Origin of the sequence: Rhodococcus sp. NPDC059968 (assembly GCF_042738615.1) — a bacterium.
Classification (GTDB): domain Bacteria; phylum Actinomycetota; class Actinomycetes; order Mycobacteriales; family Mycobacteriaceae; genus Rhodococcus_F.
Map to the genome: position 1 here is coordinate 22,178 of NZ_JBHWUE010000023.1, position 25,491 is coordinate 47,668.

The 25,491-nt window shown below is 69.5% G+C and carries 18 protein-coding genes and 1 pseudogene; 7 read left to right on the plus strand and 12 right to left on the minus strand.

Annotated features, from left to right (window positions below; genetic code table 11):
- Window positions 1-4 precede the first annotated feature (4 nt).
- From ACFWAY_RS19885 to ACFWAY_RS19900, 4 genes are all read right to left on the minus strand, one after another.
- Entirely contained in the window at window positions 5-1,150 is a 1,146-nt protein-coding gene (locus ACFWAY_RS19885) for a hypothetical protein (protein ID WP_378511789.1), read from the minus strand.
- Window positions 1,147-2,316, minus strand: a complete 1,170-nt coding sequence (locus ACFWAY_RS19890; protein ID WP_378511790.1) for a phosphotransferase family protein — start codon at window positions 2,314-2,316, stop codon at window positions 1,147-1,149. The genes ACFWAY_RS19885 and ACFWAY_RS19890 overlap by 4 nt, the downstream gene beginning before the upstream one ends.
- 79 nt (window positions 2,317-2,395) lie before the next feature.
- The gene (locus ACFWAY_RS19895; RefSeq protein WP_378511791.1) at window positions 2,396-3,283 is read right to left on the minus strand and encodes an ROK family protein; all 888 of its coding nucleotides are present in this window, start codon (window positions 3,281-3,283) and stop codon (window positions 2,396-2,398) included.
- Window positions 3,284-3,285: 2 nt separating this feature from the next.
- Window positions 3,286-4,041, minus strand: a complete 756-nt coding sequence (locus tag ACFWAY_RS19900; protein ID WP_378454640.1) for a class I SAM-dependent methyltransferase — start codon at window positions 4,039-4,041, stop codon at window positions 3,286-3,288.
- A 174-nt stretch (window positions 4,042-4,215) separates the two neighbouring features.
- On the opposite strand from ACFWAY_RS19900, the gene ACFWAY_RS19905 reads away from it, so the two are divergent.
- Window positions 4,216-5,436: a glycosyltransferase family 4 protein gene (locus ACFWAY_RS19905; RefSeq protein WP_378511846.1), complete on the plus strand. Its 1,221-nt coding sequence runs from the start codon at window positions 4,216-4,218 to the stop codon at window positions 5,434-5,436.
- Here the strand turns inward: ACFWAY_RS19905 and ACFWAY_RS19910 are convergent.
- A complete protein-coding gene (locus ACFWAY_RS19910; protein ID WP_378511792.1) occupies window positions 5,377-7,098 on the minus strand; it encodes a hypothetical protein in 1,722 nt (573 codons plus the stop codon). The two genes, ACFWAY_RS19905 and ACFWAY_RS19910, sit on opposite strands and share 60 nt — an antisense overlap.
- 54 nt (window positions 7,099-7,152) lie before the next feature.
- On the opposite strand from ACFWAY_RS19910, the gene ACFWAY_RS19915 reads away from it, so the two are divergent.
- A complete protein-coding gene (locus ACFWAY_RS19915; RefSeq protein ID WP_378511793.1) occupies window positions 7,153-8,361 on the plus strand; it encodes a polysaccharide biosynthesis protein in 1,209 nt (402 codons plus the stop codon).
- A 150-nt stretch (window positions 8,362-8,511) separates the two neighbouring features.
- Here ACFWAY_RS19915 and ACFWAY_RS19920 read toward each other — a convergent pair whose 3' ends face one another.
- Window positions 8,512-9,666: a DUF3068 domain-containing protein gene (locus tag ACFWAY_RS19920; RefSeq protein ID WP_378454534.1), complete on the minus strand. Its 1,155-nt coding sequence runs from the start codon at window positions 9,664-9,666 to the stop codon at window positions 8,512-8,514.
- Between the two features lie 247 nt (window positions 9,667-9,913).
- On the opposite strand from ACFWAY_RS19920, the pseudogene ACFWAY_RS19925 reads away from it, so the two are divergent.
- Window positions 9,914-10,936 (plus strand): annotated as a pseudogene (locus ACFWAY_RS19925) (acyltransferase family protein); the annotation flags it as partial.
- Window positions 10,937-10,956: 20 nt separating this feature from the next.
- Here the strand turns inward: ACFWAY_RS19925 and ACFWAY_RS19930 are convergent.
- From ACFWAY_RS19930 to ACFWAY_RS19945, 4 genes are all read right to left on the minus strand, one after another.
- Window positions 10,957-15,261 (minus strand): alpha-(1->3)-arabinofuranosyltransferase family protein, encoded by a 4,305-nt coding sequence (locus ACFWAY_RS19930; RefSeq protein ID WP_378511794.1) that lies wholly within the window; start codon window positions 15,259-15,261, stop codon window positions 10,957-10,959.
- 46 nt (window positions 15,262-15,307) lie between these two features.
- Window positions 15,308-15,481, minus strand: coding sequence for a DUF2613 domain-containing protein (locus ACFWAY_RS19935; protein ID WP_005258546.1), 174 nt, complete (start codon window positions 15,479-15,481; stop codon window positions 15,308-15,310).
- A gap of 127 nt (window positions 15,482-15,608) precedes the next feature.
- Window positions 15,609-16,700 carry an isochorismate synthase MenF gene (locus tag ACFWAY_RS19940; protein WP_378454536.1) on the minus strand — a complete coding sequence of 364 codons (1,092 nt, stop codon included), beginning with the start codon at window positions 16,698-16,700 and terminating at the stop codon, window positions 15,609-15,611.
- Between the two features lie 29 nt (window positions 16,701-16,729).
- Window positions 16,730-17,197 carry a universal stress protein gene (locus ACFWAY_RS19945; RefSeq protein WP_378454642.1) on the minus strand — a complete coding sequence of 156 codons (468 nt, stop codon included), beginning with the start codon at window positions 17,195-17,197 and terminating at the stop codon, window positions 16,730-16,732.
- A gap of 118 nt (window positions 17,198-17,315) precedes the next feature.
- On the opposite strand from ACFWAY_RS19945, the gene ACFWAY_RS19950 reads away from it, so the two are divergent.
- Together ACFWAY_RS19950 and ACFWAY_RS19955 are read left to right on the plus strand one after the other, a co-directional pair.
- Window positions 17,316-18,500 (plus strand): glycoside hydrolase family 3 N-terminal domain-containing protein, encoded by a 1,185-nt coding sequence (locus ACFWAY_RS19950; RefSeq protein ID WP_378511795.1) that lies wholly within the window; start codon window positions 17,316-17,318, stop codon window positions 18,498-18,500.
- Between the two features lie 102 nt (window positions 18,501-18,602).
- A complete protein-coding gene (locus ACFWAY_RS19955) occupies window positions 18,603-19,202 on the plus strand; it encodes a TetR/AcrR family transcriptional regulator (RefSeq protein WP_005243713.1) in 600 nt (199 codons plus the stop codon).
- A 48-nt stretch (window positions 19,203-19,250) separates the two neighbouring features.
- On the opposite strand, the gene ACFWAY_RS19960 is transcribed toward ACFWAY_RS19955, so the two are convergent.
- Together ACFWAY_RS19960 and ACFWAY_RS19965 are read right to left on the minus strand one after the other, a co-directional pair.
- The gene (locus ACFWAY_RS19960; protein ID WP_378511796.1) at window positions 19,251-20,114 is read right to left on the minus strand and encodes a MaoC/PaaZ C-terminal domain-containing protein; all 864 of its coding nucleotides are present in this window, start codon (window positions 20,112-20,114) and stop codon (window positions 19,251-19,253) included.
- Window positions 20,114-21,460, minus strand: coding sequence for a 3-oxoacyl-ACP reductase (locus tag ACFWAY_RS19965; RefSeq protein ID WP_378454539.1), 1,347 nt, complete (start codon window positions 21,458-21,460; stop codon window positions 20,114-20,116). The genes ACFWAY_RS19960 and ACFWAY_RS19965 overlap by 1 nt, the downstream gene beginning before the upstream one ends.
- A gap of 130 nt (window positions 21,461-21,590) precedes the next feature.
- On the opposite strand from ACFWAY_RS19965, the gene ACFWAY_RS19970 reads away from it, so the two are divergent.
- Both ACFWAY_RS19970 and ACFWAY_RS19975 read left to right on the plus strand, forming a co-directional pair.
- Window positions 21,591-22,925, plus strand: coding sequence for an acetyl-CoA C-acetyltransferase (locus tag ACFWAY_RS19970; protein ID WP_378511797.1), 1,335 nt, complete (start codon window positions 21,591-21,593; stop codon window positions 22,923-22,925).
- Between the two features lie 330 nt (window positions 22,926-23,255).
- Entirely contained in the window at window positions 23,256-25,490 is a 2,235-nt protein-coding gene (locus ACFWAY_RS19975) for a VanW family protein (RefSeq protein ID WP_378511798.1), read from the plus strand.
- Window position 25,491: the final 1 nt, after the last annotated feature.

Consider the following 25,491-nt stretch of genomic DNA (forward strand, 5'->3'; position numbering starts at 1 on the left):
CCGGTCAGGAGGCGGTGTCGGTGAAACTGTCGAATCCGTATCGTGCGTGTGGGCCGATCGCCGCGACCTCGAACAGCCCGGTCCCGACGACGGTCTCGCCGCCGTCCTCGAGTCGGAAGCGGGTGAGATTGTCCACGGGGCAGAACATCCGGAGTCCCGGCTCGATCTCGGAGGCTCGTTTGCGCAGTCCCTGCACCACGAGTTCGCCCTGCCACATGCCGTGACGCCAATCGGCTTCGAGGCCGTATCCCGTGCCGATGCCGATGTAGTTGGGAACCAGCAGGTCGCAGGTGACGGTGACGACCTCGCCGGTCGGGCGGTGGAAACTCAGCGACGCCGACGTGACGTCCCGCGTCCCCGGCTCGAACTTCAGTTCGTGTTCGGGTCGGCCGAGCCATTCGGGTTCGCGGTCGGCGTCCGGCCAGATGCGGACGGCTTCCTCGACGATGCGCCTGCCGAGTTCGTCCTCCTGCAGGACGACGGAGACGGAGTAGTTGTCGAACTGCATCACCGAGTAGATCCAGAAGAAGTTCTGGATCCCGTCGACCGCGCGACGTCCGGGAGGCTCGGACTCGCCGACGGGGCGCACGCCCCACGACCGGTCGCGGTTGCCGCGCCAGGTGTCGGGGGTGACGGGGCGGCTCTGCCCGTCGATCGTGAGTTCACCTGCCCAGGTGCCGGTCTGGACGAATCGGCTCGTGTCGAACGTGACGCGTTCGAGCTGCCTGCGGAAGTGGCGGGGTTCCAGCGTCGCGGGGATCGCGCCGTCGAAGGTGAGGTCGAAGGAGAGGTCGTAGTCGCCGGGCTCGAGCACCACGCGCAAGCGTTGCAGACCCTCGAGGACCTCGACGCGGAACGGTCCGACGGTGCTGTCGGAGCGGTCGTGACCCAGCGCGGCCGACCCGCGGACGACGATGTGGTCGTCGCCGCGGCGGAGCACCGCGAACGCGTCCGTCACGCCGAGGTTGGGGTACTGCCCGAGACCGATGATGAGGAAGAGGTCGGACTCGGCCGAGGGATAGCAGTTGAAGTAGTAGCGGTCGTAGAAGTTGCGGTCGGACGTGGCGACGCGCCGAATGGGTTCGGCCACCTGATGAATGGGGTAGTCGTCCATCGGGGAGAGCGGGTTTCCCGCGTAGTCGGCGGTCATCGGATCTTCTCCCAGTACGTGCCGTCGAGCATCGCCGCCAGCGAGGCGCGGTGCATGATCATGTCGTCCGGGTCTTCCGGGGCGACGGCCTGTCCGAAGTGGATGGCGCGCTCCTGGATCCGCAGCATGATCGTGGCCTGCCGGAGGGCCGCGTAGGCGGTGTAGTACTCGAGATCGCGGGGCGTGTGGCCCGTCAGTTCCTCGTAGAGGGCGGCGAGGTCGTCGAGTCGCAGGAAGTCGGGCATCCCGTCGAGTCCGGCGGCCGCGGCGATGTCCTCGAAGAACCGGTGCAGGTACGTCATCCAGCCCAGGTCGAGTTCGCGGGGCCCGAGTGCGGCCATCTCCCAGTCGAGTACGGCCACGGGCCGGAAGTCCTCGAACATCATGTTGCCGATCCGGGCGTCGCCCCAGCAGAAGACGGCGGGGGAGGGGTCGTCCGGGAGGTTTTCCTCCATCCACGCGAAGCCGCGTTCGATCAACGGGGACCGGGGACCGGACCGCGTCGTCCATTCGTAGTATTCGCGTTGCTGCCGGATGTGCGCGGCGAGCGCCTCGGTGACGGTGGGGCCGGAGCCGGGCAGTCGCAGGAACGCGAACCGCTCCCACGGCCGGTCGATGTCGTGCAGTTGCGCAAGGACTTTCACCGCACTGTGCTGCAGCAGCGCGCGCTGCGCCTCGGTGGCCTCGGTCACCCACGACCCGAAGTTGTAGGGCATCACGTCCGGCGGGATCTGCCCGGAGACGCGGGCCATGACGAAGAACGGGGCGCCCAGCGGACCGGGGTCGGATTCGGACCAGTAGACGACCGGGACCGGGACGGCGGAGTGCTCCCGGACCTGCGCCATCACCTGGAACTGTCCGTCGAGGTCGTAGTCCGGGAAGACGGGCATCGTCGTGTCGGCCGGCGCGACCCGCGCGACCAGCGGGTGAACCTCGCCCGACCAGGTCGCGTCGAACAGGATGGTCTCGCTCGACATGCCGTTGGCGTCGGGGAGATGGACGTGCGTGACGTCGGGTGCGGCGTCGGCGGGCAATTGGGCGGCGAGCCAGCGTTGCAGCGCGTCTCGCAGCACCTCCGGATCGCGACGGGAGTCACGGGGCCGGGCGACTTCGGACGAGTGATCGGAGTCGTCGGCGGATCGGGCAGTGCTCGTGCTCACGGTCACCTCCTCTCCTGAACGTGGTGTGACCTGAACACTAGAACACGTTACAGAATTTCGGAACAGGTGAGGAGATCCCGCTGTGTCAGCCCCTGTCTAAGGCCAGGACTCCCGCCCCGACGAGGGTTCCGGAGGCGCCGAGTTCCGCCGGGACCACCCGCAGATTCGCGACGAACGACAACCGGGCGTGGCGGGCTGCGGCCCTGCGCATCGGGTCCCACAACGGGGGTCCGGCCTGCGCGAATCCGCCACCGACCACCGCGAGATCGACATCGAGGAGGGCTGCGGCGGACGCGATGGCCTGCCCCAGCGCGGTCCCCGCGCGGTCGAGGGCGGCCACGGCGACGTCGTCCCCGTCCGCGGCGGCCCTCGCCAATTCGACACCCGTCGACCCGCGCCATCCCCGGGATCGGGCCCACCGCACGGACGACGGTCCGCTCGCCACCGTCTCCAGGCACCCGATCCCGCCGCACGTGCACGGCTCGGTTCCGCCGGGGACCACCAGATGACCGATGTGTCCCGCGTTGCCGGTGCGGCCCGTGGCGATGCGGCCGCCGAGGACCACTCCGCCGCCGATGCCCGTGGACACGACGAGGCTCAGCAGGTCGGGGACGCCGCGCCCGGCGCCGTGGTAATGCTCGCCGAGAGCGGCGGCGGCGCCGTCCATCGCCAGCCTCGCCGGGACGCCGGGAAAAAGTTCCTGCACCAAGCCGAGCAGGCCGAATCCGCCCGCCCACTCGCCGATGTTGATGGGTGACGCAGTGCCGGCGATCGTGTCGACCGGTCCCGCGCAGGCGATGCCGACCGACGTGATCTGCGACGCTCCCGCGACCTCGCGCAGCAGGGCGGCGCACGCGTCCGCGACGCCGGTCGTCGGCGTCGGGGTGGTCGCCGGGCGTGGCACCGTGCCGTCCGCGTCGACGATCCCGGCGGCCATCTTGGTGCCGCCGATGTCGAGAGCCAGCGCGACCACGGTCAGTGCTTCCGCATCACGAGAACGAGGTTGCTCACCAGGAACTCCCGCAGTCCGGGGACGCGCACCATCCACCACGCCCAGCGCGGGTGGTAGCGGGGGAAGGCCGCCAGGAAGTCCGCGTCCGGGACGCGCCGGGCCCACCGAAGCCCGTCGGCCGCACCCACTTTGAACAGGGAGACGCCGTACCGGTTCTTGGGTTCGCGGTCGTTCTTGCGCAGGTAGCGACGGGCGGCGTACTCACCGCCCAGTGCGTGCCAGGGCCCGGTCTCGTGGCCACCGAACGGGCCCCACCACAACGTGTAGGACAGCACGATCAGGCCGCCGGGTTTCGTTACGCGCACCATCTCGTCCGCCATTGCCCATGGTTCGCTGACGTGCTCGGCGACGTTGGAGGAGAAGCAGATGTCCACCGACGACGTCCGGAACGGCAGCGCCAACCCCGACCCGCGAACCGCGCCGCCCACGGCGAGGCCGGCGGCATGCATCTCGGACGGATCCGGCTCGACCGGGACGTACCGGGCGCCGGCCTGCTGGAACACGTCCGCGAAGTAACCGGGGCCGCCGCCGACGTCCAGGATCGTCGTCCCGGTGAGATCCGATTCGGTCAGACCGCCGTACAGGTCGCCGATCAGTTCGACGGAGTCGCGGGCGAGGGCGCCGTAGAACAGGTCGGGTGCGGTCTGTTCGTGCCGGAAGTCGCTGAGCAGGCCGAACGACCGCTTCAGGGTTGCCCGTCGACCGAATCGCCGGGTCACGGGAGGCGTCGTCACGAGACTGAACCTTAGCGAGTGCAGCCGCCGGGGCCGCAATCCGTTCGCGGTGGCTGCAACATCCGGTGGAATGCGACCGATAGGGTGTTCGGGGACTACAGCGCGGAACGTCCCGCCCGGAGACCACATGTACCGCACCGACCACAGGAGTATATGAACGTGCGAGAGGTTCTGCTGCTCTGCTGGCGCGACACCGGTCACCCGCAGGGTGGCGGCAGTGAGCGGTACCTCGAGGAGGTCGGCGCCCAGCTCGCGGCGCGGGGAATCAAGGTCACCCTCCGCACCGCCGGTTACCGCGGCGCCGCCAAGAAGGAGACCGTCGACGGCATCGAGATCAGCCGGGCCGGCGGACGGTACAGCGTCTACCCCCGCGCCCTCGCCGCGATCGCCGCGGGCCGGCTCGGGTTCGGACCGCTGCGAGGCATCCGGCCCGACGCCGTGATCGACACCCAGAACGGCATCCCGTTCTTCTCCCGCGTCGTCGCCGGTGCACCCGTGACCTTGCTCGTGCATCACTGCCACCGCGAGCAGTGGCCGGTGGCGGGCCGGTTGATGGGCAAGATCGGCTGGTGGGTGGAATCACGGTTGTCGCCGCGCACCCACCGGGACGACCAGTACCTCACCGTGTCGCTGCCGTCCGCCGACGAACTCATCGAACTCGGCGTCGAGCGCGAACGGATCGCGGTGGTGCGCAACGGCGCCGACGACATCCCGGTCGGCGTGGACGTCGGCGGCACCGACACCCGGACCGCGCACCCCAGCGTGTGCGTCCTGTCCCGACTGGTGCCGCACAAGCAGATCGAGGACGCCCTCCAGGCCGTCGCGGAGCTGCGTCCCACCATCGCCGACGTGCACCTCGACGTCATCGGTGGCGGCTGGTGGGAGCAGAATCTCCGCGACCGCGCGCACGAGCTGGGCATCGGCGACGCCGTCACGTTCCACGGGCACGTCGACGAGACCCGCAAGCACCGGTTGCTGTCGCAGTCCTGGTTGCACGTGATGCCGTCCCGCAAGGAGGGCTGGGGTCTGGCCGTCATCGAGGCCGCACAGCACGGGGTCCCGACCGTCGGCTACCGCAGCTCCAAGGGACTGACGGATTCGATCGTCGACGGCGTGACCGGAGTGCTGGTCGGCAGCGCGGAAGCGGCGACGGCCGACGTCGGCGAATTGACCGCGGCCGTCAACACCCTCCTGCTCGACCCCGAGACACGCATGGTCCTCGGTGAGAAGGCGCGGATCCGCGCGGGTGAGTTCTCGTGGAAGCACACCGGGAACGGCGTCCACGAGGTGCTGGCGGGCACGGCCGCGGGCCTGCGGACGTCAGGGCTGGTGTCGCCGGCGCTGGCGCGTCCGGGCCTCGAGCACGCCCGCGCCGAGTAGACCGCCGGCCAGCAAGAGGGCCCACAGCACGTGGGCCGCGATCACCGTCGCACGTGCCCGATCGGACGCCTCGTGCCGCGCGACGTCGCCGCCGACGCGGTACAGCTCCAGATGTTCGTCCGAGAACTGTCGCTCCAGACCGGCCAGGGTGGTCGCGGATTCGCCGCGCGGTCCGGGCGTGTCGCGCTCGACCAGTACCCACCGGACGCCCAGCGACGCGAGATCGGCGGCGGAACCGCCGGTGAGCAGCACCCGTTCCACCTGCTGCGCCCGCGACCCCTCGCCTGTCACCGTCCCACCGGCCACCACCAACTCGCCCGTCTCCAGGACGTCCTCGGGCAGCATCCTCGGGGCGGGGTCCAGGACGGGAGCGGAACCGCTGTAGGAGAATTTGCGGAACATGCCGGTGGGCAGGACGGCGACGTCCCCGCTGTTCGCGTCGCGCTTCACCTCGGCGGACACCTGCTGCCACGACGGCGGATAGTGGATCGGGCGCAGCGCGCCCCCGACGCCCCACGCGAGGTCGGGGAGGGCGAGCAGCACGACCAGGACGGCTGAGACGGACCACGTGCCGGGGCGTCGCAGCACCGCGGCCGCGGCGGCGAGCGCATACAGCGGCGCCGCGAGCGCCACCCACTTCTGCGCGTCCCGGAGCAACCCCGCGCCCGGGACGTTCTGCACCATCCATCGGCCGACGTCGAGACCCCACGCGGTCGCGCCGAGCGTGGGCAGCAGCACCGCCACCAGCGCGAGCGCGGACAGTGCGCCCACCGCGGGATGCCGTCGCCGCCGCCACAGCGCCGGGAGTCCGCACAGGACGACACCGAGCAGCAGAACCGTTCCGACGAGGGCGAACAGCGTGGTCCGGGTGTCCGGGACGGCGGTCTCGTTCCACACGCCGCCGAGTCCGGCGAGACTGCCCAGCGTCGCCAGCCCCGGCTCGGCGCGCGCGGCGAACGCCGCGACCCCGGCGGGATCGGAGCCGTCCCCGCCGCCGCCGGCCAGGGCCGTGGCCGCCAGCCACGGCGCGCTCGCGACGACGAACAGGCCCAGCGCGCCCGTCACCCGGAGCCACGCGGCCGGTCGTCCGCCGGGGAGCGCGAGGACAGCAACCGCCGTCACCACCGCGAGCAACACCCCGGTGGGTGTCAGACCGGCCGCGGCGAGGCAGGCCGCGAGGGCGAACCACCCCCGGCGGTCACCCCGTCGAATCGCGACCGCTGCGCACACCGTCCACGGCAGCGCCGCGTACCCGGTCAGCAGGCTCCAATGACCCTGCAGCAGTCGCTCGGCGACGTACGGGTTCCACACCGTCACCGTCGCCGCGACGAGCTGCGGTCCGAGCCCCGCCGTCGGCAGCACGGTGCGGACCATCCGGGCCGCGCCCCAGCCCGCCGCCCAGAGCGCGAGCAACAGGATCGCCTTCACCACCAGGCCGCCGTCGACGACGACGCTCAGCGTCGCGAGGAGAGCATCCTGTGGCACGGCCCGCGCGGCGGCGTCCGTGAGGCCGAGCGCCGAGTCGGTCAGATACGAGCGGGGCGTGCTGACCGCGTCGCGCAACAGCAGGTAGCCCGGACCGAGCAGCGGCCCGAGGATCAGCAATGCCAGAAGGAGGCTGTAGACCGGCGCGACGAACGGTGCTCGGCGCCGGGCGGTCATGGGCCGTCACGATACGTGGTGCATCGACCCGGCTCGGACGGTACGTAGTGCATCATGGGGCGCATGCCACGCCAGACCCTCACCAGCTCGGCGGTCGCCGGGGTGACAATGGTGACGGCGGGCTCGATGATCGCGAACATCGCGTCCTACCTGCTGCATCTGCCGGCGAGCCGCTGGCTCGGACCGGCGGGTTACGGGGAGTTCGCGAGTCTGCTGGCGGCCCAGCTCGTCCTCGCCGTCCCCGCTCTCGCGCTGCAGACCGTCGTCGCCCGCGAGGTGGTCCGGGGCAAGGGCGCCCATGCGGTCCGGCTGCTGGGGTACCGGTGCGCGGTGATCGTCGCGGTCGCGGCGATGCTGCTCGCACCCCTCGTGTCGTGGGCCCTCGACACCGGGATGCTCGCCACGTTCTCTGCGCTGATCACGGCGCCCGTCCTGGTCCTGCTCGCCACCGAACAGGGACTGCTGCAGGGCGCGGCACGGTTCGGTCCGCTCAGCGTCGTCCTCGCGGCCGCGGGTGTCGCGAAGGTCGTTCCCGCGGTCGTGGTGCTGGCCGTCGGCGCCGGGCCGGGGCTCGCCCTCGCCGCCAGTGCGGTCGGCACCGGGCTGGTGGCCCTGTGCGCGCGACTGTTCGCCGATTCCGGGATCGCCGGGGAGCCGGGCACCCGGATCGGCGTCGCGGCCGTGCTGAAGGCGTCGCAGGTGCAGTTGGCGCTGATCGCGTTGTCGTCGATGGACCTGGTGATCGCCCGGATCGTGCTCAGTAACGACGACGCCGGCCTGTACGCACTGGGCGCCGTCGCCACCAAGGCCGCGTTCTGGCTACCGCAGGCCGTCGGGGTGGTGCTCTACCCGCGGATGGCGAATCCCGCGCACTCCGCGCAGGCGATCCGGTCGGCGCTCGCCGTCCTCGTCGGACTCGGTGCGGTGCTCGTGGCAGCCGTCGCGGTGGCCGCCCCCCTCGTCCCGCTCGTAGTCGGCGACGCGTACCAGCCCGTCCAGTCGCTGCTGTGGCTGTTCGCACTCCACGGTGCCTGCCTGGCCGTCCTGCAGGGCGCCCTGCTCTCCGCCATCGCGGGGGAGAGAACGCACCTCGCGGTGATCGCCTGGATCGGCCTCGCCGTCGAGATGACCGGCATGCTGACCCTCGCGTCCACGATCGGGCAATTCATCGCCGTCGCCGTCACGGTCGCGTCGAGCACCGCACTGGTCGTCAGCGTCCTCGCCGTGCGCAGCGCGCGGCGTGATGCCCCGCGCCCGATGTGACATCCGTTCACTCCGACGAGCCGTCTGTGACATCCTGCGCCACTGCACAGGCCGCCCCCGGGAACGACGAAGGGGACCTCGGTGAAGTACCGAGGTCCCCTTCGCACCGGACTACGTGGCGTCCGGCTTTACAGCTCTACCGCTCGAGCTCTAGCGCTCGTCGTACCTGCGCGGATCCGCGACGGGAATCTCTTCCGTCTTGTCCGTGGTCCAGTCGTGCTGCTCGGTGGGAGCCTCCGACTTGTCCATGTTGACGTGGCGGCCACCGTCGCTCGGCGGGTAGTCGTCGCCGGTGGTCTGCGCGGGCTGCCTGCCCTTGCCGCCGCGCAGACCCAGGAAGAGTCCTGCGATCAGTGCGATGACACCGAGGATGCCGGCGATGATCGGCACCGTGCGACCGAACGTGCTGAGCTTGTCCATGCCGTCCTTGGCCTGCTGGACCTGGTATTCGATGGTCTGCTCGTTGAACGGCAGTTCCACCTTCAGGACGTCGATCTCCGGCTTGTCCTTGTTGCGGGCGTAGTACTGGTGCAGCTGCTCCTGGCCCTTGACGACGACACCGGTCTCGGGCTCGACCCACAGGTCACGCACATTGGTGTACCAGCGGGTCATCGTGACGGGGAGGGTGCCACCGGGGACGCCCCACGCCTCGGCGGGCAGCGTCAGCTTGTTGGTGGGCGAGCTGACCACCTTCGACAGGTCGACCGGATCGATCGTCTGGTTGTAGTGGTACACCTTCAGACCGTTGATCTCCGTCTCCTCGACGAAGTCGATGTCCTGGGTGGCGCGCGCGTTCAGGTCGAAGTAGGGGTAGCTCTGCTTCTCCGAGTTGAACGGGAACTTGTACTGCAGTCCGTCGCGCGGAACTTCCTCGGCAGGCTGGTTGGGTTGCGTCTGGATGGTGCCCACCGGGTCGTTGGTCGGCATCGACGTCTTGCGGTCGACGGTGTTGCGGTCGACGATCGCGGACAGCAGTCCGGTGTCGCCCTGCTTGTCGGTGCGCCGCAGCGTCTGCCCCGCCTGGAGAGTGACGACGTCCGCGTTCGCGGGGTCCTCGGTGGTGACGTAGCGCTGTGACACCAGTGGAACGTTCGTGTTGACTTCGGCCTTGCCTGCGAGAAGAGCCTGCGAGTTGAGCACGCTGCCGGAACCTTCGGCGATCGTGGTCACTTCGAGGTCCAACGGCGTCTTCTCCAACTTGCCCACCGTGTAGGCGGGAATGAGAATGGCGACGGCCAAGAGGAAGGCACCGAGGCCCACCAGAATGCAAGCAAGTATCCGGCTCGGCCCTGAGCGCTCCGCCATGCTTTCTCTCCTAACCCAATTCTGTCGATTGAGATTCCCCCACCGGCAGCACGGCTGCACGGATCGCATGGAGCCCACATCGACACCACGTGAGGCAAAACACTAACAGTCTCGAATGCGCATTTGCCCCATCGGATAGTAAACGCACCAGCCGTTCGCGAGCGAAGTGACTCGGACGGAGTTTTCCGTCACAGCCCCGGGACCAGGCACACTGTTGGTGATGAGCACCTCGGCAAACACCACGCGCATGACCGCAACCCCGCGCGGTTTCATTCCCGCACTCGAGGGAATGCGCGGCCTTGCGGCGCTGGGGGTGCTCGTGACGCACGTCGCGTTCCAAACGGGTGCGACGCACGTGCCCGTGCTCGGCCGTATCTGGGGACGTTTCGATCTGGCGGTGGCGGTCTTCTTCGCGCTGTCCGGATTCCTGTTGTGGCGCAGCCACGCCGGGGCGGCGCGGGGGATGGGCCCCGCCCAGGGAATCGTCCGGTACTGGATCTCGCGGGCGACGCGCATCCTGCCTGCGTACTGGGTCGCCGTGGCGGTGGTGTTGACGTTCCTGCCCACCGCGAACGCGAGTTACCGCACGTGGTGGGCGAATCTCGGTCTCGTGCAGGTGTTCGTGCCCCTCACGCTCACCGACGGTCTGACCCAGATGTGGAGTCTGTCGGTGGAGGTGGCCTTCTACCTGGTGCTTCCGTTGCTGGCGTTCGCGCTGGTCCGGTTGCGGGGTCCGGCTGCGCGGCTGCGTGTTCCGGTGATTCTCGCGTTGATCGCGGTGAGTCTGACGTGGGCATTCGTGCCGGTGTCGACACCCGGCGGCATCCATCACGACAACTGGCTGCCGGGGTACCTCCCGTGGTTCGGAGCCGGGATGGTGCTGGCCGAACTGGCGGTGAGTCCGCCCGGACGAATGCACCGCTGGGCGCATCATCGCGTCCGGATGTTTCTCGTCGCCGCAGTAGCATTCGCGCTCACGGCGACCGACCTCGCCGGCCCGGAGGGGCTGGTTCGTCCCGAACCGTGGCAGTACGCCGTCAAGATGGCGCTCGGCGCCGTCATCAGCTTCGCGCTGATGGCTCCGCTGGTGCTGTCCGACACGTCCACCCACCGCTACCTCGCGAGTCCGCTCGCTCTCGCCGTGGGCCGCTGGTCGTACGGCATCTTCATCTGGCACCTCGCGGTGCTGTCGATCGTCTTTCCGGTGTTCGGGCTCGTTCCGTTCTCCGGCCACTTCGTCTACATCCTGTTCCTGACGACCGTGATGAGCGTCGCGGTCGCGTCGGCCAGTTACGCGTTGGTGGAGGAACCGGCTCGCCGCGCCGTCAAGCGCTGGGAGGCGCGCACCAGGAGCGCCGACCGTCCGAGCGGCAGCACCGCCAGCCCGGTGGCGACGAGCGCCAGCAGTAGCGGGAACTGAACGAGGAACGAGTGCCCCACGTACCCGCCTGGCGCGCGCCACGGGCCGGTGGAGAGCATCGCCATGCCGAGCATGGTCGACGCTCCGGCGACCCCCACCAGCACGCGCGCGGTGGTGGCGGTTCCGCGTAGACGGACGAGGGTCACGGAGAGCAGCGTCACCACGACCGTCGTCACCGCGCCGGCGGGACCACCGATCACGGTGGCGGCAGCGAGGATTCCCAGCCACCCGACCGTCGCGCTGCGCCAGGTCCGGGGTGCCGGGCCGGGATCGCGCTCGCGTGCGCGGCGCGGCCACAGCGCGGCGGCGATCAGCGGAATCAGCAGCAGCAGACCGCCGAAGATCCCCAGGCGGTACCAGCGGTCGGTGGGGAAGTCGAGGGTCACCGTTCCCTCGGTTCCGGCGGGCAGGACCCAACCCTGCTGCCAGCCGTCCACGACGATCGGTGTCAGTTCGGCGCCGTCCGGTGCGGTCGCCACCCAGCCGACGTTGGTGCTCTCGGGGACGGCGACGACGCGCTCGACGTCCGAGCGGGGCACCGTGAGCTCCCGGTGGTTCTCCGTCCACGCTGTGGTCGACACCTGCTCGGTCGGAACGACCGGTGCCTGCGGGCCGGCGTCGAGGCGGAGACTGTCGACGAAGAACGCCGACCCCGGGTCGACCGTCACGTCCTGGGATCCTGCTCCCAGCGGAACGGGGCCGGGCGTGTCACAGAGGGTCGCGGGAACCGGGTCACCGGAAAGTAATTGCCCGACAGTTGCCGTGACGCTCGTGCGAACCGGCTGCCCGCCGATCGACACGACCGGCCCCTCCTCGCAGGACACCGTCACCTCGCGGGCGCCGGCGTCTTCGGCCGGACCCGAACCGGGCAGCAGCACGCCGTCCTCGCCGAGCACGCCGACCTCGGCGAGTCCCGCGGGCTGCAACTGGGCGAAGCCCAGCGCGTTCTGATCGAGGGTGCTCTTCCAGGACACGAGGCTTAGCACGATCCGGTCGGTCACCCGGGGTTCGACCGTGACGGTCCCGTCGTCCTCGTCGACGTCGCGCACCTGCGGCCCGTTCCCGAGGTCGACGGCGACGCGGTCGGGGGCGGCGGGCACGGCGCCCAGGCTGGGTGTCAGTTGCAGGCCGGTGACCAGCGTGGGTTCGGGTAGGTCGATCGTGAGGGTCGGTTTCGCGCCCTTGCCGCTGGTGGTGTCCTGTTTCGCCGACCAGCTGGTGCGCGGATCGTTGTCGGTGGCGGCGAACGCCGACCCGCGGAGATCGGCGATATTGCTGGTCCCGTGAGCGGACGGCCGATCTCGCTGGGTGAGAAGCTCTTCCAGCGGTGCGCCGTGATGCGCCCGCAGGGTGAGCTGCGGCGTGACCGCGGTGGGTTCGGGCACCGACAACGTTCTCTCGAACGTGCCGACCTCCTCGGGCGGCAGGACGAAGGCGTTGCTGCACCGCACGCGGTCCGGGGACTCGGCGCACGAGTTACGGCCGGGGAGTTCCTGGCTGAGATCCCAACCCGAGACGGACGCGCCGTCGGGGGTGGGCGGCAACACCGTCCGGTACCGGATCGGCACGGTGACCGGGGCATCGCGCTGGGAGAAGTCCTCGACCGACACCTCGCTGATGCCGAACTGCGTTCCCGCGGAACCATTCTCGGTTCGAGTCGCGGTGATCCGCACCCACGGGGTGACGCCTCCGGGGACGGACACGGCGATCGGTTTGCCCGGGGCGTCGACCTTGACGGCCGTGCTGCCGTTCGGAGTCGACACCTCCATCCAGCGGACGGGGGCACCGATCGCGGCCGGGCTGGTCGTGATGTGCAGCAGCGAGCTGGTGAGCGGGGTGTCGAAATCGATCTGGAGCCACTGACCCAGCGCCCGCTCGATGCCGTTGCTGAACCAGCCCGTCGCCGGGTCGCCGTCGACGGTCGCGGCGGCGCTGCTGGCAGGGGAGGCGCCGCCGAGTTGCGTGGCGTCGGACGCCGCACTCGACACGCTCAGCGTCGCGCCCTCCCACTGCCCCTCCACCAGCGGGGTGTCCGCCACCGGATAGTCGGGGACGAGATTGAACGTGCGGCGCGCGTCGTCCGGGGAGCGAAGCGCCGAACTGTGATTGTCGACCTGGCCGTAATCGGTTTCGCGGTTCCGGGGCGTGTCCGTGACGGTGACATCGTCGACGGGCAGTCCGGCACGCTTCGCGTCCGCGGCCAGCAACACGGGTCCGGCTCCGGGCAGGGCGCCGTTCTCCCGGAGGCGTTGCAGCGATTCGGGCCCGCCCTGCACGCGGGGGATGCCGTCGAGGTTCGCGGTGTACGGCCCGCTCGTCGTCGGCGAACCGTCCGGCATCGACACCTCGAAGATTTCGATCGCCGGGTACCGGGGCCGTAGGTCGCTGTCGATCACCAGGCCTTCGACGTCGCCGGGACCGATGTTCTCGCCGAATTCCGCGACCTGCGTGAATCCGGGCGAGCCGGTGACGGCCTGGTGCGCGAGCATGGGGCGCGTCGACCGCGACGTCTGGGGGTCGAGGTCGTTGCGGAGAACGAGGTAGTGGATGCCCTGGCCGAGCAGGGTCTGCGCCATGCCGTCCGAGGGGCGGCCGTCCGTGATCAACCGCTGGATCGAGTCCATGGCCCGTATGGTGCCGGGCGGGGTGAGCGGGACGGCGTCGCGGGACGCCCACGGCGTGGACGCCAGGGCCTGCATCGGCTCGTCGCGGGTGAGACCCCAGAGCTGGCTGCCGAACGGTGCGCCGGGCACCACGAGAGCCCGCTCCGCGTCGGAACCGTCGGGGCTCGTTCCCCCGGCGTTGTCCTCCAGCCACGAGGCGGCCTGCTGCCAGTAGCCGGGGACCTCGGAATATGTGCCCCGCGGTGCGAGCTTGCCCGTCCAGGCCAGCGACGTCGCCAGGGTGAGGGCGACCAGCACCAGGCTCGTCACCGCGACCATCGGTTCGCGCTCGGGGTGCGCGAATGCGCTGCGCCACCGCGCGACCGGCACGGATCCGGGCAGCGGCACCTTCGCCAAGAGGTGCGCCAACCCGAGCACGAGGGGCAGCCGGACGAGCGGCTCGAGCTTGTGCACGTTCCGGAGGGGCGCACCGGTCGAGTCGAGGAACAGTCGCACCTGGTCGGCGAACGGGGAGCCCAGTTCGCCGATATATCCGGCCGCGAGTCCCGCGACACCGACGAACAGGATCAGGGTGAGGCGACCGCGGGCCGGCATCGACCGCATGCACAGTCCGGCGAGACCGGCGGCGGCGATGAGGCCGGTCGCCGCGACCGCGGCGGGCTGGGTGACCAGGACCGCGCCGGCGATGCGCTCGGGGGAGACGAACGGCGTCCAGCTGTCGGTGCCGCGGAGGATCTCGGCGAGCGACGTCCACTGCGTGGTCACCCCGGACGACTCGATGTAGTCGAGGAACGGCGGGCTCACCTTGCCGAGCAGCAGCAGCGGCACGATCCACCACAATGTGGCCAGTGCCAGGAACGGGAACCACCACGCGGTGAACACCCACCACCGACGGTTGGGCCGGTGGGAGATCCACCACAGACCTGCGACGAGGCACGCGGCCACGGTCGCGACGGCGTTGACCGCACCCATCAATGCGACGGCGAGCGCCGACTGGGCCGCGAGCCGTGCAGGTGAGTGCCATCGCGTGTCCCGGGACGCCGTGCCACTCACGTGGGAGAGGGCGACGACTACGGGAAGAAGAACCCACGGCGCCAACATCATCGGGAGGGTTTCCGACGAGATCGAACCCAGGGTGGTGAGGACACGGGGGGAGAACGCGAACGCGACACCGGCGATGATGCGGGACGAGCGGCTGCCGACGCCGAGTGCTTCGGCGAGACGGACGATGCCCCAGAATCCGGCGACGAGCAGCAGGGCCCACCAGACCCGCTGGGTGATCCACGGCGGGACGCTCAGGACGTCGCCGAGCGCGAAGAACGCGCCGTGTGGGAAGAAGTAGCCGTAGGCCTGGTTCTGCACCTGGCCCATGGGGGCCTGGCTGCTCCACTGATGCGCGGCTCGTTCCAGGAATCCGATCGGATTCTGGGACAGGTCGTACTTGGTGTCAGCGGCGAGCCGGCCGGGGGTTTGGAGAAATGCGAGAAGGAACGCTACGACAGAGGCGCCGAACAGCCACCGCCGTGACAGAGGCTCCGCCGAGGGCGCCATGGCCGCCGACTCGGGGGAAGTGCGGGAACTTGTTGAGCCGGCGCTCTCAGCGGCTGCCGTACTCAACCTGGTTCAGGAGTGAGGAATCCGCGTTGCCGCTGCGGTCGATCTCGGGACGCGTGTTGTCCTGTGCGGCTGCGGTGATGCCGAGCGTCGCCACGGTGCCGAGAGCGACACCGACTACGGCGCTGACCACACCGGGCACAAGGAACTTCCCCATCAGACATCTCCCACCGTCGTGCCATCGACGCACACGGCTACTCCCGCGTACGAATTGCTCGGGTCAAGGTATCACCCGGGCGCCGCCGAACTGCTGATTGGTGCTCGTGGGCCACCGTTTCTGCAGTTCAGGGGCTCTGCTGCACGCCGAGCGCCCGGAGTATCGTGCGCAGTTTGGTGGTCGTCTCGTCGAGTTCGGACTCCGGGTCGGAATCGGCGACGATGCCCCCGCCCGCAGTCGCCAGTGCTTCGAGTCCGTCCGCGGCGATCTCGGCGCAGCGGATGGCCACCACCCAGTCGCCGTCGCCGTCGCCGTCGCACCACCCCACGGCGCCGCCGTAGAACCGTCGATCCTCCTCGACGTCCCGGATGGTCGCGAGGGCGAGGTCGGTGGGGGTTCCGCACACCGCGGGGGTCGGGTGCAGCAGGGTGGCCAGGCTCAACGCGCTGGTCGACGGGTCGCGCAGCACGCCTTCGATGGGGGTGGCGAGATGCCACACCTCGTGCGTGCTCGTCAGAACCGGGGAATCCGGGACGGACAACTCGGTGCAGAGCGGTGCCAGGACGTCCCTGATCCACGCAGTGACGAACGCGTGCTCGGCCAGGTTCTTCGTCGACTCCAGGAGGCCGCGACCTTCCTTCTCGTCGGCCTCCGGATCGGCGCGCCGCGGGGCGGTCCCGGCGAGGGGACGGCAGGTGACGCGTCGCCCGCGTCGGCTGAGCAGCACCTCGGGACTGGCGCCGACGAGGCTGCGTCCGCGGAAACTCTCGCCGGCCGCGGAGAGGTCGACGGCGAACCCGTTGGCGGTGGGATTCTGATCAATCATTCTCGCGGCCAACGCTTCTGCGGAAATGGGGGTGTCCGCGTGGAGAACGACGCTGCGGGCGGCCACCACCTTGCCGAGGGCGCCCTCGCGGAGGCGGTCGACGAGGGACCGCACCCGGGCCACGTGCTCGGCGGGGTCGGGGACCTCCCGCGTGAGGCGTACGGACGGGAGGTCGGGAACGGTGCCGGGCCGCCACGGGCCGTCCGTGAACTCCCACGATTCCGGGGCGGTCAGCGCGGCGGGACGCTCGGGATCGAACGGCAGCGCTCCGACGATCAGTTCGGTGTCACCGTTCGCGAGGGCCGCGACAGCGGCTGCCGTGGTGTCGTACCCGTGCCGCGCACCGGACGTGCGCAGCGTCCGGTCGGCGCGGGAGAGAAGGAAGCCGTCCATGGTCACCCGACAGTAGTCGGGCTTCCGGACTACTTCCCGGGAGGCACGATCAGCACCGGGCGGTGACTGTGGCGCAACACGTGGTCGGCGACGCTGCTCTGCAGCAGCGACCGCAGACCGGTGGTGCCGCGGGTGCCGGTGACGATGATGTCGACCGCGAGTTCGTCGGACGTCTCGACGATGGCCGTCCAGATCGTGCTGGTGCACTCGATGCAGCGACCCTCGGTGGCGAGCCCGGCGGCCTCGGCGAGTTCGACGCCCTCTTCGTTGGTGACCTTGGCGTCGGAGAACGCGACGTCCTCGGTCTCCTCGTCGGGCACCCATTCGGGTTGCATCACACCGGAGAGCCCGGACATGCGCGCGGCCTGACGGACCATCGGCTCCCACACCGTCACCAGCACAGCGCGATTGGAGGCGAGGAAACGACCTGCGCACTCCACCGCACGCTTGGCGTTGTCGGATCCGTCGTAGGCGATCAACATCAAACCACCGGGCACCACGACCTCCTGAGTACGGGCTTCCTCTGTGTCCAGATTACCAAGACGGGCGGCAGCGGTAGCCGATTCGGGGCCTGTCACGGCGTCGCCGGTGGCGAACTGGGCTACCGTCGAACCCATGCGGATCAAGTATGCACTCGTGCTCGCTGCCTGTACCGGCCTCGTCGCCGGATGTTCGTCGGGTGGTGGCGAGTCGGTCGCGGAGTCGTCGTCGTCGGCGACGACGTCTCCGTCACCGTCCTCCGTCGAGCCGGCGTCGCACACCGGCACCGCAGCGCCCGCCGCCGCACCGGCGTCGTGCGAGACGGAATTCCTGCAGTCGTTGCCGTTGCGGCGCAAGCTCGCTCAGCTGCTGAACGTGGGAGTGACCGGCACCGCGGATGCGGCGCAGGTGGTCCGTGACGAGCAGATCGGCGGCATCTTCGTCGGGAGCTGGACCGACGAGGCCATGCTCGCGAACCGTGAGATTCCCCAGGTGGCGTCGGCGTCGTCGCTGCCACTGATGGTGACGATCGACGAGGAGGGTGGTCGCGTGTCGCGCGTCGAGAACCTGCTCGGAGCCGATCCCTCGGCCCGGCAGACCGCAGCCACGATGACGGAGGAACAGACGTATCAGATGGCGCTCGAGCGTGGTCGCGGACTGAAGGACCTCGGTGTCACCGTGAACTTCGCCCCCGACGTGGACGTGAGCAGCCAGCCCGACGACAGCGTGATCGGCGACCGCTCCTACTCCGACGATCCCGCCGTCGTCACCCGCTACGCCGACGCGTACGCGCGCGGAATGCGGGATGCGGGAATCCTGCCCGTGATCAAGCACTTCCCCGGCCACGGATCGGCGTCCGGCGACTCGCATACCGGGGCCGTCACGACCCCGCCGCTCGAGCAGTTGCAGACCAAGGACCTCGTCCCGTTCCGGAACCTGGTGTCCACGGGTGTCGGCGTCATGCTCGGCCACCTCGAGGTGCCGGGTCTGACCGCCCCCGGGATCCCTGCCAGCATCAGCCCCGATGCCGTGGCGCTGCTGCGCGGCGGCACCGGATACGGGGCGCCGCCGTTCACCGGGCCGATCTTCACCGACGACCTCAGTGGCATGCAGGCGATCACCGACCGCTACGACATCACCGTTGCCGTCGAGACCGCGCTGGAGTCGGGTGTCGACGTCGCCCTGTGGCTCACCACCGACGACGTCCCGCGGGTACTCGATCACCTCGAAAGCGTTGTGGCCTCGGGCAAGCTGCCGCAGCAACGCGTCGACGAGGCCGTGCTGACGGTCGCGCGCGCCAAGGGCGTCATCGCCTGCTGACGCGCGGTCCGCGACAGGGTGTTGGTATTCTTCTCGTCCGCCGGTCGAGCCCGCTTTATTACCGTAGAGTAAGATAGCGGGTTCGACGATGATGGAGGACGAATGGCCGGCGGCACCAAGCGACTGCCGCGCGCAGTGCGCGAGCAGCAGATGCTCGACGCTGCTGTCGACGTCTTCTCCGACAGAGGTTTTCACGAGACGTCGATGGACGCGATCGCGGCCAAGGCGGAGATCTCCAAGCCGATGCTGTACCTGTACTACGGTTCCAAGGACGAACTGTTCGCGGCGTGCATCCAGCGGGAGGGCCTGCGCTTCGTCGAGGCGCTTGCTCCGGCGGGCGATCCGGGGCTGAGCCCGCGCGAACAGTTGCGCCGGGCGCTCGAGGGGTTTCTCGGGTTCGTGGGCAAGCACCGCAAGTCGTGGATGGTGCTGTATCGCCAGGCGATGGGGCAGCAGGCGTTCGTGGGGTCGGTGCAGTCGAGCCGCGACCGGCTGATCGAGCTGACCGCGCACCTGCTCGAGTCCAGCACCAAGGATCCGGAGCCGGGGCAGGATTTCGAACTGATCGCCATCGCCCTGGTCGGTGCGGGTGAGGCCGTGGCCGACCGCGTCGCCGGCGGCGAGATCGAAGTCGACGCGGCCGCAGACCTGCTGGAATCCCTGGCGTGGCGCGGCCTCGCGGGCAAGAAGAAGCCGGAGTGAACGAGACGCTCGTTCGATCAGATCGAACGAGCGTCTCGTTCGTCCCCGTCAGCGCAGCGTCGCGGTGAGGTGCGGGTAACCCTTCTTCGGGTGCTTGATCGACAGATCCCAGCCGTCGCCGGTCTGATCGGCGTACACGTTCAGCGTGGACGGCAGCAGGATCGGCTTGCCGAAGCGCACGCTGTACGTGACGGCGGCCGGGATCCGGCCCTCCACCGAGCCGAGGACGGCGGCAGCACTCCACATGCCGTGCGCGATGGTCTTCGGGAATCCGAATGCCTTGGCGCCCAACGTCGACACGTGAATCGGGTTCCGGTCACCGGACACCGCGGCGTACTTGCCGATCGTCTTCTGATCGACCCGCAGCGTCCGCAGCGGACGTGGCGGCTCCTCCTCGGCCTTCGGTTCGGGACCGGGCTGACCCGACAGCGACGTCTTCTGCTGCCGCAGGAACGTCGACGTCTGCTTCCATGCCAGTTCGCGTCCGACCCGGATCTCGCTGATCACGTCGATCAGGAGTCCCTTGCGGTGCTCGCGCAGATTCTCCGCGTGCACCGACACGTCCAGGGGCTCGATCACGGAGATGGGGCGGAACTGTTCGATGACGTTCTCCGCGTGCACGGAACCGATGGCGGGGAAGGGGAAACCTTCGGACACCATCAGCTTCATCACGATGGGGAACACCAGCGTGAACGGGTACGTGAGCGGCAGGGTGTCGCCGAAACGCAGCCCGGTCACCCGGTCGTACGCTGCGAGGTTGTCGGGGTCCACGCGCACCCCGTTCAGGACCAGCGTCGTGTCCGGGGCGCTGTGCCCGCTCGCGCCGATGACCGGCAGCGCGCTGCGCACGGCACGGGTGTAGATGTCGAGCGTGCCCGGCTTCTCCGTGAGTTGCACGACCTTGCCCGACATCAGGCGCCCAGCAGGCTCTGGCCGCAGACGCGGACGATCTGTCCGGTGACGGCGTTGGACGCGGGGTTCGCGAAGTAGGCGACGGTCTCGGCGACGTCGACGGTCTCGCCGCCCTGCAGCAGGGAGCTCATGCGACGTCCGGCCTCGCGGGTGGCGAACGGGATCGCCGCGGTCATCGCCGTCTCGATGAAGCCCGGTGCGACGGCGTTGATCGTGATCTTCTTCGTCGCGAGCACCGGCGCGGAGGCCTGCACGAGTCCGATGACACCGGCCTTGGAAGTGCCGTAGTTGGTCTGGCCCCGGTTGCCCGCGATGCCGGCGATGGAGGAGACGTCGATGACGCGCCCACCTTCCTTCAGTGCGCCCTTGGCGACGAGGACGTCGGTGATGCGCTGCGGCGCAAGAAGGTTGACGCCGATCACCATGTTCCAGCGGCCCTCGTCCATGTTGGCGAGGGTCTTGTCGCGGGTGATGCCGGCGTTGTGGACGATGATGTCCGCGCCGCCGTGCCGTTCGAGGACGAACTCGGCGAGCTTGTCGGCAGCGTCGTCCGCGGTCACGTCCAGGGCGAGGGACGTGCCGCCGACCTTGTTGGCGGTCTCCGACAGTGCCTCACCGGCGGCCGGAATGTCGGCGCAGATGACGTGCGCCCCGTCGCGGGAGAGGACCTCGGCGATGGTCGCACCGATGCCACGGGCCGCACCGGTGACGATGGCGACCTTCCCGTCGAGCGGCTTGTCCCAGTCGGCGGGTGCGACGGAATCCTCGGCGCCGACGCGGATGACCTGGCCGCTGACGAACGCGGACTTGGCCGACAGCAGGAAGCGCAGCGTGGATTCGAGACCCGACAGTCCTGCGGAGGCCTTCGGTGAGACGTAGACGAGCTGAGCCGTGGCGCCGCGCTTGACTTCCTTGCCGACGCTGCGGGTGAAGCCCTCGAGCGCGCGCTGGGCGATGTGCTCGTCGACGCCGGACGTCTCTTCGGGGGTGGTGCCGATGACGACTACGCGCGCGGACGGCGCGAGGTTGCGGACGACCGGCTGGAAGAACTCGAACAGCTGCTCGAGTTCGGTGACCGAACCGATGCCTGTGGCGTCGAACACCAATGCGCCGTACGTGTCGTCGCCCGCTCCCGCGGCGGGGTAGTCGGACAGCAGTTCGCGTAACGGCTCGACGAGACGGCCCTTGCCGCCGATCAGGACCGGACCGGCGAGCGGCGGTTCACCGTGCTTGTATCGCCGCAGGTTCTCGGGTCGCGGCAGTCCCGCTTTCGCGGCGATGAACGCGCCGGGGGCGGATGAGAGGAACTGGGAATAGAGGTCGGGAGCTCCCTTGCTGGCTGCCACGGTCCTACCTTCTGTCGTCGTTTGGCGGTCAGTCACCGAGCACCGAGTGAAGTGCGGTGTCGACAATTAACTTACTCCTGAGTAAGAATAGTAGCCAACAGGTAATCGCACCAGATCCTTGGAGACGTCAGTGACCAGCAAAGCTCGCACCAATTCGAATTCCGCAGCGGCGCCGAAGCCAGGCGGAAAGCAGCAGCGTCCCGTCGCGATCGTCGGCGGAAACCGCATTCCGTTCGCCCGCTCCGACCGGAAGTACGCGCAGGCGTCCAACCAGGACATGTTCACCGCCACCCTCGACGGACTGGTGAGCCGCTTCAACCTCCAGGGTGAGAAGCTGGGCCTCGTCGCAGGCGGCGCCGTGCTCAAGCACAGCCGCGACTTCAACCTGATGCGCGAATGCGTCCTCGGCAGCGCCCTCAGCCCGTACACCCCGGCCTTCGACCTGCAGCAGGCGTGCGGCACCGGACTGCAGTCGATCGTCGCCGTCGGTGACGCGATCGCGGCCGGCCGCATCGATGCGGGCGTCGGCGGCGGCGTCGACACCACGTCAGATGCGCCGATCGGCGTCAACGACGAGCTCCGCGAGTTCCTGCTGTCGCTGAACCGCGCGAAGAGCACCGGCGACCGCATCAAGCTCCTCGGCAACGTCCGCCCGTCCATGCTCGGCGTCGAGATCCCCCGCAACGGCGAGCCCCGCACCGGGCTGTCCATGGGCGAGCACGCCGCCATCACGGCGAAGGAATTCGGCGTCCGCCGCGAGGACCAGGACGAACTGGCCGCCGCCAGCCATCAGAACATGGCCGCCGCCTACGACCGCGGATTCTTCGACGATCTGGTGACGCCGTTCCTCGGGCTCACCCGCGACGACAACCTGCGGCCCGACTCCAGCGCCGAGAAGCTGGCCAAGCTGAAGCCGGTCTTCGGTGTGAAGGCGGGCGACGCCACGATGACGGCGGGCAACTCCACCCCGCTCACCGACGGCGCGTCCGCGGTCCTGCTGTCCACCGACGAATGGGCCGCCGAGCGCAAGCTTCCGGTGCTCGCGCATCTCGTCGACTCCGAGACCGCGGCCGTCGACTACATCCACGGCAAGGACGGGCTCCTGATGGCGCCGACGTACGCCATCCCGCGCCTGCTGGCCCGCAACGGCCTCACCCTGCAGGATTTCGACTACTACGAGATCCACGAGGCGTTCGCGTCGGTCGTGCTGGCGACGCTGCAGGCGTTCGAATCGGACGAGTACTGCAAGGAGCGCCTGGGCCTCGACGGCGCACTGGGGTCCATCGACCGCAGCAAGCTGAACGTCAACGGGTCCTCCCTCGCGGCGGGGCACCCGTTCGCCGCGACCGGCGGCCGCATCGTCGCCTCGCTCGCCAAGATGCTGGCGGAGAAGGGCTCGGGGCGCGGCCTGATCTCGATTTGCGCCGCCGGAGGCCAGGGTGTGACGGCAATCATAGAGGCGTGATCCGACTGGCCTTTCCGGTAGCTGGGAGACCGGAAAGGCCAGCGTGCGCGCAGTGCGAGCGGGGATCCGGCAACGAGGGGTGGCCGGATCCCCGAAATCTTTTCCAACAGGTGTAACGCTGGAGATTAGCTGGCGATATCCCTGTCAGCCCCGTGTTGCTGCCTGACCCCCGACCTGGCAGCAGCGCGGGGCTCTTGCATTTCCGGCGGCCGGTACGCTGACGTGGGGGTCTCGACCGGGCCTCGCTCGGATCGGATCGCGCTTGAAATGCAACGAGCACCGACGGCAAGCTGAGGCCCGCACGAAGGACAACTCGGCGAGAGGGCCACGGTGAACGACGAAGACGGCGACACGGGGAGCAAGGCACCCGAACGGTCGACGCCGGACCCTTCCGCGACGCCCGAGAGTGTCGAACCCGAGAACGTGGCCGATCCGGCCGCTCCGGAACCGGACGAGGAGGCGTCGGCTTCCGAGGCTTCTATGGAACAGCCGAGTGCCGACGATGCCCCGACAACGCAGCTGAACCTCGGTGACCTGGGAGAACGCTCCGAGGAGCAGGCTCCCGACGCACCGTTATGGGTGGAGCCGCCGGCGAACGAGGACGTCACGCAGGTGATCCCCGCGATTCCGCCGGGTCCCGTTCCCGGGCCGACGCAGGCGTACACCACACCGGCCGACGAGCCGACCGTGGTGGCTCCGGCCGCCGCGGCGCAGGTCCCACCGCAGCCGGAACCGGAACCTTCCGCGCCCGCCGAGCCGTCCACGGAATCGACCACCCGTGCTCCCTGGATGAAGATCGCAGCAGTCACCGGCGGTGTGATCGCCCTGATCGGCGTCGCCTACGCCGCGGACCTCGCGGTGTCCTCCGGAAACCTGCCGCGCGGGGTGACCGTGGCCGGCGTCGACGTGGGCGGTTCGTCCCGCGAGGAGGCCGAGGCCACGCTGCAGGCGCAGGTCGGCCCGCGCGTCGATCAGCCGCTGACGGTGACGGCCGGCGACGTGTCGACGCAACTCGTTCCGTCCGCTGCCGGGCTCGGCGTCGACTGGGAGGCCACCCTCGACCGGGCCGATTCGCAGCCGCTCAACCCGTTCACGAGGCTCACGTCGTTCTTCACCACCGACGAGATCGGTGTGGTGTCGACCCGCGACGAGGCCGTGCTTGCCTCCGCCGTCGACGGCCTACGCGGTGAGACCGATCGCGCGTCCCGCGAAGGAACCGTCGTGTTCGAGGGCGCGACCCCGGTGCCGGTCGACCCGTCGACCGGGCAGAACCTGAACGGTGAGGGTGCCGAGGCGGCGTTGACCGAGAAATGGGCGTTCGGCCGGACGGTGGAACTGCCCGTCGACGTCGTGTCCGTGACGGTGACGAAGGAAGGCGTCCAGAGGGCGCTCGACGAGGTGGCGGCACCCGCTGCCTCCGCCGATCTGGTGGTGACCGGTCGTGACGGCAAGGTCGCGACCGCGGCGCGTCAGCAGATCGGGTCCATCGTCGGCTTCGAACCGGACGGCAACGGCGGGCTGAAGCCCACCTACAACATCGAGGCTGCCACCGGCATCCTGGCGCCGCAGCTCGTCTCGACGGAGATCGTGCCGAAGGATGCGACGATCACGCTCGACGGCGGATCGCCCACCGTCGTCCCGGCGGTCGTCGGCGACCTGGTGCAGTGGCCCAAGACGTTGGAGACGCTGCCCGAGTTGTTGCGCGGCAACGGTTCTCACACCACCGCGGCGGTCTACGGACCCATCCCGCCCGCCCTCACCACCGAGGCCGCGCAGGCGCTCGGCGTGAAGGAAGTGATCGGCGAGTTCACGACCGGCGGCTTCTCTGCGGCGTCGGGTACCAACATCCGGCTCGCCGCCAGTGAGATCAACGGGGCGCTGATCAAGCCGGGCGACACGTTCTCCCTCAACGGGTACACCGGCCCGCGCGGCACGGCTCAGGGTTATGTCGAGTCGGGCATCATCAACAACGGGCGCCCGGACACCGCCGTCGGTGGCGGTGTGAGTCAGGTGGCGACGACGCTCTACAACGCCGCGTACTTCGCCGGCATGGAGGACGTCGCGCACACCGAGCACTCGTACTACATTTCGCGATACCCCGAGGCGCGCGAGGCCACCGTCTTCGAAGGCGCCATCGACCTGCAGTTCCGCAACACCGCCAAGACGGGTGTGATGATCCAGGCCATCGGCGGCGCCTCGGACCTGACCATCCGGTTCTGGGGAACCAAGTCTGTCGATGTCGACTCGATCACCGGCAACCGGACCAAGCCGACGGAGCCCGACACGGTCACCCTGCCCGTCGGTGATCACTGCATCGCCTCCAGCGGCGCACCGGGATTCACCGCCAGCGACACCCGGGTGATCTCCGATCACGCCAGCGGCCAGGAAATCTCCCGGGACACCAGGACCGTCCGCTACGACCCCGTCCCGATCGTCAAGTGCGAGCCACCCGCCGCCGCACCGAAACCCGACGAGCGCACCCCCGCCGCCTCGCCGGCCCCGTCCACCCCGGCGGAAAGCCCGAAACCCACCACCCCGAAGCCGAATTCGAACGACGGCGAATAGA

Excerpts from the sequence above, each read along its gene's own strand:
- ACFWAY_RS19885 (WP_378511789.1), bottom strand. The coding sequence starts at position 1,150 with ATGACCGCCGACTACGCGGGAAACCCGCTCTCCCCGATGGACGACTAC.
- ACFWAY_RS19910 (WP_378511792.1), bottom strand. The coding sequence starts at position 7,098 with ATGACCGCCCGGCGCCGAGCACCGTTCGTCGCGCCGGTCTACAGCCTC.
- ACFWAY_RS19915 (WP_378511793.1), top strand. The coding sequence starts at position 7,153 with ATGGGGCGCATGCCACGCCAGACCCTCACCAGCTCGGCGGTCGCCGGG.
- ACFWAY_RS19920 (WP_378454534.1), bottom strand. The coding sequence starts at position 9,666 with ATGGCGGAGCGCTCAGGGCCGAGCCGGATACTTGCTTGCATTCTGGTG.
- ACFWAY_RS19930 (WP_378511794.1), bottom strand. The coding sequence starts at position 15,261 with ATGGCGCCCTCGGCGGAGCCTCTGTCACGGCGGTGGCTGTTCGGCGCC.
- ACFWAY_RS19935 (WP_005258546.1), bottom strand. The coding sequence starts at position 15,481 with ATGGGGAAGTTCCTTGTGCCCGGTGTGGTCAGCGCCGTAGTCGGTGTC.
- ACFWAY_RS19940 (WP_378454536.1), bottom strand. The coding sequence starts at position 16,700 with ATGGACGGCTTCCTTCTCTCCCGCGCCGACCGGACGCTGCGCACGTCC.
- ACFWAY_RS19950 (WP_378511795.1), top strand. The coding sequence starts at position 17,316 with ATGCGGATCAAGTATGCACTCGTGCTCGCTGCCTGTACCGGCCTCGTC.
- ACFWAY_RS19955 (WP_005243713.1), top strand. The coding sequence starts at position 18,603 with ATGGCCGGCGGCACCAAGCGACTGCCGCGCGCAGTGCGCGAGCAGCAG.
- ACFWAY_RS19960 (WP_378511796.1), bottom strand. The coding sequence starts at position 20,114 with ATGTCGGGCAAGGTCGTGCAACTCACGGAGAAGCCGGGCACGCTCGAC.